Raw genomic sequence first — 15,000 nt, forward strand, 5'->3', positions numbered from 1 at the left:
CTATCGACTCGGAATGCATCGGCATCGGGTTTCATTGAAAGGTATTATCAAAAAACGAAACAATTCATCCTAGATTATTTATGGGGGCTATTGGCATTGATTGGCGTACTACTTACCAGAGATGCCTTGTCACTATTTCTTATCGATCACTTTTATCATCAATCCTATATCAAAAAACAATCAGTATGTTAGTTAATTATAGTCTTACCTTAAAGCAAATCGATGGGTATGCAGCACACTACAACAAAGATCAGAAAGCGCTGGGCAGCCAACTAAGAGGTCCTTTGCTGCATACCCTAAAAGAGATCATGCGTATCTATGCAGTTTCTCTTTCAAAGGCATATAAAAGACAGCCTTTTACACCAGAGACGATTCCTTCTTTACGCACCAATAATATACAACTGGCAACGCTTACCAAAACCAGTGGACGAACCATACAACGTCATATTATTAAACTAAAAGCAGCAGGGATCATTACTAAAAAGGTGACCCATGGTCGTAAGAGAAATTATGAATTGTGGATAACCTCAAAAATTTTGTGGATAAGTCGGTTTATAACCTATAAAGAGCCTGATTTTGACAAGGTATTGAAAAAAAGTTTATCCCTTGAAAAACAAGTGGTTAAAAAAACAAAAAAGACAAACTGTCCTCAATCGGATACTGGAGACTTGACTAGAAACAAAAAGAATAAAGTAATAGCTGTTGATAAGTACAGAAAATTGTGGAAAAGCGAAGCATTAAAGGATACAGGTTTTACAGAATCGATTAAAACAATAAGGAGTTTGCTACCGCAAACGGCCTTTTATAAGACTGGCGACGTCACAGGCGACGTTACTGGAGACACACAGTTGAAAGACCCACAAAAAAAAGATACACAGTTGAAAGAGCCCCGGCGGAATGTGGAAGTAAACAGGGGCGGATTTTCAAGCAAACCCAGTACACCGGGCGCAGAAAAATCCGTTACATTGTTGATAACTAGCCCTGAGCGCGACCCAGACCGCCACTCTTTCCTTGTATCCTATGCAAAAAAACTGTGGGAACTGGCTCAAAAAGAACTCTATCCAGACAAACGACTGGTTAAAAATCAACACCGGATCGCTGTGGATCTAATTTACCAGTATTACAAAGCTGTAAAAACACCTCACCTTGAAAAAGCCCATACCCAGTTCGTGAAGCGAATCAAGATGGTAAGCAGCTATGTAAAAAGGGATCGTCAAAACCGTTTCATTCCGATTCCATCCATCTATTTTGATCTGGAAAACCCCGATGGTTTTAGAGGTACAAAAGACTGGTTTAAAAAGGCTCAAAAAAAATATTTCAACAGGAAATTGCAGCATTTTTTAAGAAAAAAAGTACAGGAAATAAAGCGTAGCGAGCAGTGTGATACTGGGGATGGCGATTCCAGATTAGGGGTGTTTACAAAGTGCAGCAAGGAAGTTACAGCAGTGGGGATTCCAAAACTAACAACGGCTTTTCACGGGCTTGTATTGGGAAAAAATATTCAGATTCATCAATTAAATTTTATATAACTATGGGAAATAGAACCTACAGAAAACGCCTCAATTTAGGGCATAAATTAAAGGCTGCACTTCAGGGGATTGAGGTAGATATCTTTGGATATGAAAAAAATGTGACACGAAATATCATCGCCTATTTTAATCGCTTAAGCAAAGAAACCGGAATAGAACCTTCTGGAATTATTGTTCGCATTTTTATGGACGGTGATACTGTACGATCGCGGGTTTATCGTAATGGCAGGCTTGCCAAAGAGATATCTATTACCGAGCTTATTTGTTTATTTACCAGCACTGATGCCACAGGGCTACCACAATTAGAGCAGAAAGTAATCCGGGGTATCCGCACTTTTATCACTGATTTTTCTAAGGAGCATCATATTTCTTCGGAACAATTACATATCTGTATTCTGTCTTCTGATCACAAGGTGTGGGTAAAAGGAGCATACAGGACCCGTACTATCGCAGATATTCCATTGGGAGTATTGATTAAACATTTTACCCAATGAAAACAAACAAAAAAGGAAAACGTAAAGGGTGGAAACTGATAAGGGATTCGTTTCATAAAATGCTAGTCACTTTCGATGATGGTACGCAGATAACGCGCTACTCTGTTGACTGGCGACATGCGTATTCTAAAAACAGAGACCCTAATATTGGATTTGAAAATTATCGAAAATTGATGCGAAAATGGGGGAAGGATGCAAAAAAAATCGTGATTTATAACAGAGCATCCGATACCATAGTAGCAAAGTATTATGAGGGGGATGAAATAGATCTTGATGATGATCCTTAAAAAAGGTAAAGTACAAAATGCAAAACACAATGAATTCACACATAAAAAGTAAAAAATGGAAAAAATAAAAGCATTATTAAAAACTATTGAACATACCACACCTCCTAATACTCCTGAACTGTTAGAGACCAAAAACACCAATACTGTTCGCGTACTCTACATAGCTCCTAAAGTCAGCTCTAGTGGGTATTACCGGATGCTATTACCGCATTTGGAATTATCTAAGACCTCTTGGTTCAGAGGACATTTTATAGGTCTTACCAAACAAGATTTTAATAAACCATTTGAGATCGCTGAAGTTCCCTTGTTAGATGAGTGGATTGTATGGGCAGATTATATAGTATTTCCCATTATAACGGCTGATTTCAGTTATTTTTTTAAAGCCTGTAAAGTCATCAATCCGGAATTGCAACTTATTATGGATTTAGAAAGCTCTTTATTTTACATGGATACCGACGATCCATTGGAAAAAAAGATAACCACACAAATGAAACATCAATTTTTAGCGAACCTATGCAATATTGATATTATCACTTCCCATAACCAAGAATTACTGGAACTCCACGACGATTTACTGCGTAAATTGGACAAAGGGTTAACACCGCTGTTTTATTTGATCCCAAACCTGATTTCCAAAATAGGATATCAAGGGATACCAGTTAAAAGAGAAAATGATGGAGAATTTTTACGTATTGGTATGGTGGGAAACCTTAGATCTGTAAAAGACCTATTACTGCTCACTCCAGTGATCAGGAAGATAAAGGAAAAATATAAAGAAAAAGTCACTTTTGTGGTGATTGGTTGGGATGGTTTTTTAGCGGATGGCAGCGAGCCTTGGCAGGGATTAGACGTCGATTTCCGTGATGGGGTCAACTTTTTAGAGTATTTCGAAAAGCTTGAATCCCTATGCATTGATATAGGACTACTTCCGTTGCGTGATGGAGCGTACACTCGCTTTAGCTCGGACACTAAATATCTTGAATTTGCAGCAGCAGGGATTCCGGTCATCGCCTCTAGCGGAGTGGTCTATGACAAGGTAATCATGCACGGAAAAACTGGGCTGCTAGCTGGGTATGATGCTGAATGGGAGGCTGCACTAGATCGGATGATCACGGATTCCAATTTCCGTAAGAAGATCGCTGGAATTGCCAAAAAGCAAGCTTGGTTAAACCATAGTTTTACCGAAGAGCAAAAGGACTCTTTTTCTGAGCTGTTTTTCTTTCACTAATGCTAAATAAATGTTAAATCAATACAGGGAGGTGGTAACAAAACCTCTGTAAAAAACACTTACATATGAAAGAAATATCCAAGGATAACATAGCCGGAACAATTGTCATACTGCTGCTGCTGATCCCTCAAATGGCGCATACCCTGTATGTATTTGAGGTCAATAGTCGGTACGATCATCCCTGGTTTGCATATTGCTATGCTATAGGGATCGATACGGCTATTTTAATTTTTACAAGAAAAGGATGGCTTCGCACGGCTCTGGCATATTTCTTTGCAACACTAGCGCATAATATTGTATATCTCTACTATCCAGAAAGCATTTGGAGTGGACTTCTTATTGGAGTGAATCTTTCTGCTACCATATACGCATTGACACATTTATTTTTACAAAACAAACCCGTCGTATCTACAAGTGATATTGCTGCTACACCGATTCCTGATCAGGTATGGCAGCTCTACAACGCTATGGAAGCAGGAGTACACTTTGAGGCACAACCTTTTATATGTCCTGAGTGTGGGGAAAGCTTTGCAGATAAAAAGAAATTAAACGGACATATTTCATCACATAAAAAACAAAAACAATGGAACGAAGATCAGTATGGGGACTGGCAATTAGAAAACCACAAAAGATACCAGAATCTTTAGTAATACTTTATAAGAATTGCCGTCTTTTAATGGCATATTCTTTGAGGCTTTAACATAATTTTTAGGGGAAAACGGAAATACAAATCATTAACATAAAAACCAACTTTATGGCAGTTACAGTGCAGCTATTAGCACAATGGGGAACAACATCATTGTATGACGCAGGGCAGCGTCTATTTACATTAGAATGGAATTACCAAAGCCTTCCTATTGTAGGGAGTGTCATTCGATTATTTACTTTTATTGAAAAATGTTGCGATCCACAGGATACGTTTATCTATCACGGAAAGGAGCATAACGTTTTTGAGTGGGTTCAAAATGAACACGAATGGATCGTAGAAAAAGTAGAATTCGAGCGTAAGGGAAAGGATATGATCTATCATATTCACGTCAGTGATGCAGGTTATTTTTTATAATAACAGAAGCCTGATCATAACTCCCTTATTTATAACGTAAACCTATGACCTTTATACTTTTTAATTTATACCCCTACATAATTAATTTCGTACCCCTTGGTGTAGCTTAATTATGTAGGGGTATAAATTGGAAAGTATTGTTTTTAATAGGATCACTCTTTTATTATAAGTGCTTTTATAAAAGCCTTCGTACCTCTGGAGGGTTTCTTATCCAAAAAAAGTAAAAAAGACTTCTTATATTTGATTAGAAAATACAACGTACTGGCAGATGTACTGCCAATGAAAACAGCCATTTCCAGTATGTATAGATACCTAATAACAAGAAAGCTCATTATGTTTTAAGCTTTTTTAAGGGTGTCTATAAACCAACACTCACAATGTGGGTACTAGTAAAACTCTGAATATAGTTTGTATTGCAAATTATATAGTTCCCGCGATATGGGGCGAGTTACGTTCTACACTGGTGACTTCCGATGCAGAAGCACTTTGATATTGACAATTTTAAGCGGTACGTAAAATATGGTATAGACAGCACTGCTGTCTATAGTACAAACAAGTGTGCTTATGATAAAGTACACACCACCCGGTGTTGTGAACTTTACAATACAGACAGCACCATTATAATACAGACACGACCACTGATCCCTTGTCAATAAAGACATCCGAACTTTTATGATACGCGCTAGTGTATGGTGTCTAATACGCAGACACCACTACTGTTTGCAAAGTACACACAGTGCCATTGTGCGGTGTATAGACAGCATACAATTAGTTGTTATAAACAGTACGAAAGACCTTTGTACCAGTCCTATTTGAACTGCATAATTTCAATGGAGATCAAGTATACTTGATCCTTATAGCTATTAGTGTTAACCAGACAGAGCATAAATACGTCCTGTTACTACCTCATATACAACCCATTATTTTTCAGTGCATATGCAATTCACTATGCATACTAATAAACCCGTGCGTGGGCACATTGCGGGTTAGGATATGAGAATATCGTGGAAAGCTGATGTAAGTAAAAGGGGTACGTAGTTTCAGTTACAGACAGCGGTGCTGTCTATAAAGTAAACAGCACCGTTGTCTATGGTACGCGCACCACCATGTGCTTGCGTATATCCCATTATAGACAGCACTGTTGTTTTATAGACACGACCGATTAGCCCTTTGTGGTAAAGGCATCTTACTTTTTTTGATGCTGTCTGTGCGGTCTTGTCTACAACATACACAGCAGTAGTGTTCGCGCAGTACACACATCACCACGGTGATGCGTAGTTGGGGGTATAGACAGCATAGAAGTAAGGATTATAAACAGTACGGAACCATCTGAATAATTTAAAAAAAATAGATAGTAAAGAAAATAAGCAATGCAGATTTCAATAACATTACATAAAGCACTTAATCGTTGGGAACTGCTTTTTTCAGAAATACCTGATAAGGCGTTGGAGTTGTATTTAACGGGATTAGGATTTCGGTTTCATAATACAAAGCCAAGGTTATTCCACGGACCGAATCAAGATGCTTATAAATATTTGGCAGAAGATCTTAAAAAGGTATTAACCGATGGAGGGAATTATAAGGATATTATGATAAAGCCTTCTCACACCGCTTATGATTCTAATATTACCCATAATAAGTTCAGTTATGTAACGATCACCTATCTCACCGAAAAATCAGAGCAAAAGGAGCATTATGTGATTTTCGATCAACACGCCAAAATTGCAGAAGCTATTGCGTTACAGTATGGCGAGGCACAAGAAGGAAAAAAAGTAAAATCGGTAGAAGTACAACCTAGAGGACAAAAAAGAGCCTCCAGAAAGCTCTTGGATTTTAATAAGGTGATACCTCCCATAGTATCTGGCGAAGAATCTGTTACACAAAACACGTCACAAAATGCACCTACTTCACCTCCCAAACCAGAAAAACCAATAACTCTTACCAATTCGCAAGGTGTTTATACTAAAGAAACTGCTAAAGATCAGTATCAGACTATAGAGGTTCCTATTCCTGTCTCAGCTAAGTATGAAGCTGCTATTGATATTGTCGAAGACCCAAAGGATCATTTTCGATTTGCTAGCAGCTATCGAAAAACTTTTGGAGATTTTAGTGGTAGTAGTTCTCCTGTAAGCTCAGATAGCCCCGTAGTGAAGGATAAAAAGACGGCTATTTCCAAGGCGCTTTTAGAAATCTGGGCAGGGCTTGAAAAGCATATAACCACAAAAGATACCATCCTTGGAAATGAACAGCGCAAACATAAGTTGCTCTTAAAAGCTATGAAAGCTATTGCTGATTTTGGAACACAACATCAGGTAGTGCTTCCTAAAATTTCGGTTACTACACCCACAACGGATGCTAAAAAACCAATCAATAAAAAGAAAAAAACTAAAAACAATACAGCACAAACCTATCGAAAGACAATACGTTCCTTTATTAAAAAATCCAGATCGCTCAGTGATGGATTAGAAGATCGTGCTACCATCGCACTGCTCGAAACAGAACGAATTGCCTTTGAGGATGTATTGGCTATAAAAAGTAAAGATCAGTTTTTAATAGCATTAAAAAAAGTAGTCCAAGAGCAGTCCTATTGGATTTCGAAAATTAAGGACACATATATCCAGAAAAAATACAATAAGCTATTGACCCCTTTACAAGAACTAGTAGGAGTATCTAAGAGTAGCCCTTATAAAAAGAGAGATGCTAAACATACTATCGCTACCAATGTTACCCAAAAAGGAATAGCACATAATGACGAGCATCCTCAGATCGAAGTTGGTAAAACGATTCATTCGTTTGGAATTGAAATCCCTAATGTTCTGATTCCTGCTGGAATTTATCCTCCCTTTGATGCTGGAGGGATTCCTGTTTCAGCTATGGATGCCATCAGAAAGGAGTATCCTCATTTGTTTAAGATACATAGCATCAATCTTCAAAAGGCTACCGCATTAGAATTATTCCAAATTGCCCAATTGCCCAGTCCAGATACAATGGGATTAAAAATTCAAAAAGATGTGTTTAGTGCTGAATTTGAAAAACGTGGAGAAGATCTATGGTACGGATTAGGATTCCCAACAGCAACTACTTATCCATATGTAAGCCTGTACAAAGGAAATATTCATATAACAACGCTCAAAGATCTTATAGAAAAGCACAGCTCGTGGCTTACTATCGCAAGAGGATATCGTCCAATAGCCGATATGAAAGTGGCGCTACAACAATTGGATACTAAAGCGCAAGAATATCAGCAGCAATTACAAGAATTGGAGTCAAAAAAGGCAATTACCAAAACTGCAATAAAAAAACTGGTCGCTGACATTGAAGATACAGCTAGCATCTTAAAAGACATTGAAGCCTCCAGAAATGTAGTAAAACAGTATCAAGATTCTCTGGTGTCGGAAGATTTTCCTACCGAGAAAAATGATGTAGTAACCACAGTACCAAAGATTGAAATTCCTAAAAAACCTACTTCTTTTGAATTAGTAATGACAAAGGATATAATAAGTGGTGATACTTTGGTTCAGAATGTACTGATCCCAACGGTCATTACATCTCCTTTTGATTCAGGAAGTATTGGTATCTCTGATAAGCAAGACTTACAAAATACTTTTGGGTACTTATACGATATTAGTGATGACACCTTGGATACAGCCTCGGCTAAAGAATTATTTGAGTTATCCCAGCTATCACATCCAACAGATTATGGAATCCCTGTACACCGGGCAAAACTACTGAAACAGTGGGAGAAAAGAGGAAAAACAATCTTTGAGGAATTGGGGTATCCTACGGACTTACAGTACCCCTATGTTAATAGACATATAGGATATAAAAGTGTCGATGCTCTTGAGCAAATATTAGGAGATAATCGTAATCAATGGTGGAGTGTGGTCGAGCATTACAGACCTATTGCGGACCTGTCAAAAGCACTGGGTATAATTGATAGGTTGATTCAACCCTTGAAGGTTGTCAATGAAGAATTCCTGAATCCAAAAACCGGAAAAGTAAAAGGTGCTTATAAAGAAATCCAAAGGGATCATCTCTGGGAGATACAATCTTTCGAAAAGTCTAAAACCGTTATTGAGCAGTATCAATCCACTCAGAAAAAACAGCCATCAGAACCACCTACAGAAAAATCAAAATACGATGGGTTTTTAAGAATCCCTCTTTCTAAAGCCAAGCAGCTCCGGAAGGATTTTAAAAGCAACGGATTTGATATTCCTTTTACAGGAACAGAAGCCTTTGCCCGCAACCTTACCCTTACCAAACTAGCTACTCGCAAGCAGGTTTTACAACGGGTATTTGATGAAAAAATAATTAAAACTCTCAATGAGAGTAATGATGATGAGTTGGCTGCTATTCGCATACAGTTAGCCAAGGAGCATCAGGTATTTCAGGATGAACTTTTTTTAGCTGCTATGCAAAAAGTGGAAGAAAAACGGCTTACCCCTAATGACAAGGAAATCTCTGAATTTCAGGAAGTACTTCTGCGCACCTTATTGGGAGATGTCGTAATTCAAGAACGCGATACCACTCCTGTGCGTGAGAAAACAGCTTTTCTAATTGATGATATGCTCATTGAAAGGAAACGAAATAAGTTATCAAAAATACCAAATAAAGGTAGTGACTCCTATATAGATAAGGTCGTAGCGACTATGCACAATCACTATATCGAAGCCACGCATCTGAGTCGTAAAAAAATAGAATTATTAAAAGATAGCACGGGAACTCCTAATCTGGGAATGTTATGGGAAGCAGTAGAACTCAGCTGGCTATTGTGGTACAAGATGTATTATAGCGAGCCAGTTCCTTTTGAGAACCGTTTAGGTGCGATGATCCGTTTTTGGGATAACGTACAACCCACCTATGCTTACTCTGATAGCAGTAAAGAGCAATACAAACAATATTCCACTCCCTGTCCTATTGCAGCGATGATTTCCGAATATACTTTTATGCCAAAGGCGGAATCCGTCTTTGAGCCGAGTGCGGGTAATGGATTATTAGTATTGGGGGCTGACCCTTTAAAGACCCATGTCAATGAAATTGATAAAAGTCGTTTAGGATCTCTGGAATTTCAAAAGTTCGCTACCATCACCAGTTTGAATGCAGCCGAGCCGTTCCCAGAACACTTACATAAAAGTTTTGATGTGATGGTAACCAATCCTCCTTTTGCCAGTTGGGATGCCGATCCTTTTGATAAGGAGCGTATGGTTGCAAAATATTTTCATAACCACCGAAGGATTGCCAGTTATATGCGATTGGAGCATCTTATGAGTGGACTGGCATTGCACACTCTGAAAGATAGCGGTAAAGCAGCACTTATTATTATCGGACATGTGTTTTTTGATGCGGAAGGCTACATCGCTAAATACCGCCCTTTTTTCAACTGGCTCTACCGTCATTATCGAGTGGATGATATTATCAATATGAACAGCTTTAAACTCTATAATAAACAAGGAGCAACGGCAAGAACGATGCTGGTGCTGATTAACGGACGTAAACCCAAACCCAAAGGGACTGCTCCAAAAAAACAGGAAGCTCCCCATCTGGAAGAAGTGGTAGATTCTTTTGAAATGCTTTGGGAGCGCATTAGTCAATCGATACGAACCCCTATACAAATACTTATTCAACAACTTAAAATAGCAAATAGATATGATATTTTTTAATGCACAATTAATGCCGGACAGAGAAAGTGCCATCCTTTATATGGTCAATAACCCAATTGCCTTTATCTCTTTTGAGGATCATCAGGCAGGGATTTACATACAGTTACACGAGCTTATAGAGCGCGCTATGCAAGAAGGAGAAGATCCTATACTGCTGGTAGAAGCGTATTTGGATACGATCTATACTGGTGGAAGATCCCCTGAAGAACTGGCAACTTTTCTAATGGAACAGGATGCCATGGTAGCCTCGCTCACTACCCTTCAACAGCATTGGAGACATCTGGACACCAATCTTGAAGCGGAATCTATAGAAGTTGGTGGTATGAATAAAAAAGAAGCCTTACATCTCTATTCAGAAGTAACACTACGCAGCTATCTGGAAACACTAGGAACCATCAACGCATAAAGAAGGCTAAGCCTTTTTTAAATGAAATATACCGCATTAAACGTGGACAACTATGGAAGAAAAGATCATACAAGACAACCCGGAAGAATTTAGCGCAGATGCTAAAGAAATGGCAGCGTTGGCTGCCGATCAAACAGCTATTGTTTCTTATGTGCCGAAATCCGAAGCGCCTTATAAAATGGAGACCTTGATCCCAAGAAATATGGCATTTGAGGTACAAAAAGCGCTGAACCGTATTGTAAAAGAAAAAGGCAATATCGATCATTATGTGCGCGATGGTCTTAAATATATCTCTACCGCAACCCTGTGGAAATCTCTGGCAGCAGAACAAGTAGATGGACTAGGGTTATACCTAAAGCAATTCGAAAGGGGTCAAGGGATTATTATTGCTGATCAAACAGGAATTGGAAAAGGCAGACAGGCAGCTGGGGTGATACGTCATGCAGTTAAAAACGGATACCTCCCCGTTTTTTTCACCAAATCCCCAAATTTGTTTAGCGATATGTATAGGGACTTAACCGCCATTGGTCTTACTGATATCAAGCCTTGTATTGTCAATAACGATACCAAGGCAAAAATAAAAGATGCAGACGGAAATGTAATTTTTACTCCCCTCTCTTCTGCCGACCAAATGGAGCTATTAACCTATACTGAGACCTATGCTACCGAGAGTGCAGAATCCTTAGACTGGCATAAGAAAAATAAGCGAAGTCTCCCTGATCCTGAGACCACGCCTACTGTTACGATTACCTATGGTATCGATCACTTACCTGCTCCCTACGATATGATCTTTACCACCTACTCCCAAGTACAAGCTGCACACCCTTACAAAAGAGACTGGTTAGCACAAGTATGTAAAGCAGGTATGGAAGGAAGGAAGAAATTCAAAGAGGTAGTGTTTATTTTGGATGAATCCCATCTGGCAGGAGGTTTTGAATCCATTATTGGAACTTGGATGCGAGCGGTATTACCCCATACCAGAGCCTGTTGTTTTTTAAGTGCCACCTTTGCCAAGTATCCTGAGGTGATGCCATTCTATGGCAAGAAAACCGCGATTTTGGAGGCAAACAAATCCGATGAGAATTTGGTGTCTGCAATGACTCAAGGAGGGCTTGCCCTTCAAGAAATTGTGGCTTCCAATCTGGCAGAAAGCGGACAACTTATTCGAAGACAGCGCTCTAATAAGGGCATAGAGATCCAATACCTAACCTTAGATCAGGAACCCCAACGCAGTTTGCACAGGCAGCGGGTGGATCGGATTATTACCCTTATGAATGCCGTAGTGCGCTTTGAAAAGCAATACCTCGATCCCATTTTAAGTGGTATTCATGCGGATGCCAAAAGAGCCGATGAGAGCGTTAAACAAAAACCTAAGGGATTAGGAGTGAAACAAGCACCCTACTTCTCCAGAGTATTTACCATCATTGATCAAATGCTTTTCGCGCTTAAAGTAGAAGATGTAGCCAGAAAAACCATCGAGTTTTTAAAAGAGGATAAAAAGGTGGTGATAGGTTTTAAATCCACTATGGGTGCATTTCTAAAAGACCTAAATCTGGCGAGTGGTGATATTATTGAGGCTAGCGAGCTGGATTTTGTGCGTACCCTTCTTAAAGGATTGGATAGTGTATTCAACTATAGCCATACGGATATCTACGGAGAAAAAACCCGCAGGCGCGTGCTACTGGAAGAACTTCCGCAAAGCGGGATTGATGAATATAACCGTATTAAGGAAGCGATGCTAAGTGAACGATCAGGACTTAGTATTACTCCTATTGATCAACTCATTCATTTAATTCAAAAAGAGAAAAAACCACTCGCATTAGGTGGGCATACCGATGCACATTTTAAGGTGGCTGAGATTACGGGTAGGAATCAAAAAGTATATTTTGAAGAAGAGGAAGCCATTGTAAGCTCTTTTCGTAGTGATGCTGAGAAATCGTTTCGAGAATTCAATAGTGGGGATTATGATGTGCTGCTGATCAATCAAAGCGGAAGTACGGGAGCTTCGGCGCATTCCTCTAAAGATTTTAAAGATAGGCGTCAGCGGATAATGATCATCCATCAGTTTGATCTGGATATCAATATTGTGATGCAGATTCTAGGGCGTGTCAATCGTACCGGACAGGTAAACCTTCCCGGATACATTTTTATGATCACCGATATCCCTATGGAAGTACGGCTGCTCACTATGCTCAAAGCAAAGCTAAAATCCTTAGATGCAAATTCCACAGGATCACAAAAAACCAGTGATGATACCTTTCAGAGCGCAGATTTTCTAAATAAATATGGGGATGTGGTAGCCTTTGAATGGGTGAGTGAAAATAAAGACATGATGGAGCAACTAGGATATCCTACCTATTATAAAACGCTGGATAAAGAAACAGGGCAAATGGTCTATGAGCGTAACCCAACTAAGGAAGGAGCGATCCGACAACTCACAGGACGCGCAGGGCTTTTGCAAGTAGCCGATCAGGAGCGTTTGTACAACGAACTTCTGGAGCGCTATGAGCATCAAATCATTATCGAAAAGCAGCAAGGTACTTATGATCTGGAAACAGAGTTTTTGCCACTGGATGCAGAAGTAAAAAAACGATTTTTGTTGCGAAAAGGAACTGGGGGGACCACTCCTTTTGGGAAAGATACCGTGAGAGAGGTGACCATTGTCAATAATCTAAAGCGCCCATTTACCCAAAACGAAATTGAAAAGCGACTACTGGACATACTAGAAGGCAAGGATGCAGCCTTTTTGCAGGAATCTATGCGCTTACAGATTGAAAAAGAATACCCAAAGTTGATCGAATCCAGAGCGCAAAAGCGAATGGTGACTATTGATCAATTAAACCAAGAACTCGAAGGTTTACCAAAAAAAGGATCCGCAAAAGATCCCGTAGTCAATCAGAAAATAGAAAAAGATCACAGCGCGATATCAGCAGCACTAGTTCAGAAAAAAAACGCCTTGGACACCTATCTGCAGGAATTAGAAGCTATTAAAGTAATGATCCTTCGATTCCTTGGTTATTGGAGGATTGGTGATGTGGTTAAAGTGCCTCTTTTTGGTTCGCTCAGTGAGTCTTCCTGGGGGATTTTTCTAGCAGTTCGGATTGGAAAAAATGCCCAGAACCGCTATACCCCCAGTAACATTACTTTCACTTTTGCTGTAGCAGATTCCAGAAAAACCCTCACCTTTAATTTGACCCCTTCCGAGAAAGATTTTATAAGCAGCATCTATGCAGAAAGCGCTGATATTACTCAGGAACAAAAAACAATGGTTCGTAGGGATTGGAACGACATTATAAAAAAGGCTTCCGCAAAGCGTGAAAACAGACAGATTTTAACAGAGAATATTCTAGCGGTTTCTGATCAGATTGGTACCACCAGCAAACTGATCAAGTACAATACCAAAAAGGGAACCATCAAAAACGGGATTCTGATGTCCAGAAGTTATGGAAAAGAAGGAGACCATAAAGCCCTTATGCCTATTTCAGAGGGGCTGGAAAGATTGGAGTCTTTAGAACCGGAAGCCCTTTTAAAAGACCATCAATTAGGGATTACCTTTAAAAGAATCGGACAGCAATACCTTCAGGTATACCTGGAAAAAAAGCAACACTACAAACTTGCATTAGACCCTAAACTTCGCAGACTTATCCGGAAACAGGAAGGACAACCGGAGGAAGAACTGGCTGATTTTATTCAAAATGCAGGGGATATGACAGGGGCATTACCGCTAAGAAATGCAGCAGCCTTTTTAAATGTTTTGGATGCCTATGGTATCCAGATTGAAGGGGAAGCCAAAGAACTGGAAGACTGGGAACTGGAAAATAAGGAAGACTGGAATTCTCGAACGCTCAAAAGTACCTTACAGTTCAGCTATAAGCTCGGTAGACCTTACGGACAGGGAAGTAATCCCGGAGCAGGGTTTCTCAATTATACAGAGGCAGATAGTAGTCATCCTTACGGAAAGGTTACCTATAACAGAAAACTAAGCGATAAGGAAAAATACAACTATTCCCTAATTCCCATTTTTAAAAATATAGAAGTCCCGTATCTGGAGTGGAAAAACAGTATTAAAAACACCGCACTAGCGGATGATTTTAAAAAGCGCATCCAAGAGGCAACAACAGCTCCGGTTTATAAAGCCATCGATATCCTTGGTTATTTTATTACCAATCATCCCCATGAAGATGGAAACATCGAATTTGTTTTTGGGGACTATACCCCACAGGAGTTAGGAAAAATCTGCTATGAAGATATGATTGGGATCATCGATCCTTTGACCATCGTGATTGATAAACTGAACTTATATTTTGAATTACTCGCATCATAACTCGATACA

Annotated in this window: 9 protein-coding genes; all 9 read left to right on the plus strand. The window is 39.4% G+C overall.

Translation table 11 applies throughout. The annotated features are described in order from the left end of the window. Nucleotides 1-185 precede the first annotated feature (185 nt). On the plus strand, nucleotides 186-1,529 hold the full coding sequence (locus H526_RS0111435) for a hypothetical protein (protein ID WP_027393129.1): 1,344 nt from the start codon (nucleotides 186-188) through the stop codon (nucleotides 1,527-1,529). A gap of 2 nt (nucleotides 1,530-1,531) precedes the next feature. Further along, nucleotides 1,532-2,023 (plus strand): hypothetical protein, encoded by a 492-nt coding sequence (locus H526_RS0111440; protein ID WP_027393130.1) that lies wholly within the window; start codon nucleotides 1,532-1,534, stop codon nucleotides 2,021-2,023. Continuing rightward, nucleotides 2,020-2,310, plus strand: a complete 291-nt coding sequence (locus tag H526_RS0111445; protein ID WP_027393131.1) for a hypothetical protein — start codon at nucleotides 2,020-2,022, stop codon at nucleotides 2,308-2,310. Before H526_RS0111440 ends, H526_RS0111445 begins: the two co-directional genes overlap by 4 nt. 55 nt (nucleotides 2,311-2,365) lie before the next feature. Next, nucleotides 2,366-3,538, plus strand: a complete 1,173-nt coding sequence (locus H526_RS0111450; protein WP_027393132.1) for a glycosyltransferase — start codon at nucleotides 2,366-2,368, stop codon at nucleotides 3,536-3,538. A gap of 131 nt (nucleotides 3,539-3,669) precedes the next feature. Continuing rightward, the gene (locus H526_RS0111455; protein ID WP_245591203.1) at nucleotides 3,670-4,185 is read left to right on the plus strand and encodes a C2H2-type zinc finger protein; all 516 of its coding nucleotides are present in this window, start codon (nucleotides 3,670-3,672) and stop codon (nucleotides 4,183-4,185) included. A gap of 107 nt (nucleotides 4,186-4,292) precedes the next feature. Beyond that, nucleotides 4,293-4,601, plus strand: a complete 309-nt coding sequence (locus H526_RS0111460; RefSeq protein WP_027393134.1) for a hypothetical protein — start codon at nucleotides 4,293-4,295, stop codon at nucleotides 4,599-4,601. A gap of 1,370 nt (nucleotides 4,602-5,971) precedes the next feature. Beyond that, nucleotides 5,972-10,261, plus strand: coding sequence for an Eco57I restriction-modification methylase domain-containing protein (locus tag H526_RS0111465; RefSeq protein WP_027393135.1), 4,290 nt, complete (start codon nucleotides 5,972-5,974; stop codon nucleotides 10,259-10,261). Further along, a complete protein-coding gene (locus tag H526_RS0111470; protein WP_027393136.1) occupies nucleotides 10,248-10,667 on the plus strand; it encodes a hypothetical protein in 420 nt (139 codons plus the stop codon). Before H526_RS0111465 ends, H526_RS0111470 begins: the two co-directional genes overlap by 14 nt. Before the next feature lie 52 nt (nucleotides 10,668-10,719). After that, nucleotides 10,720-14,991, plus strand: a complete 4,272-nt coding sequence (locus H526_RS0111475) for a strawberry notch C-terminal domain-containing protein (RefSeq protein ID WP_027393137.1) — start codon at nucleotides 10,720-10,722, stop codon at nucleotides 14,989-14,991. The last annotated feature ends 9 nt before the right edge of the window (nucleotides 14,992-15,000 follow it).

Origin of the sequence: Aquimarina latercula DSM 2041 (genome assembly GCF_000430645.1) — a bacterium.
Classification (GTDB): Bacteria; Bacteroidota; Bacteroidia; order Flavobacteriales; family Flavobacteriaceae; genus Aquimarina; species Aquimarina latercula.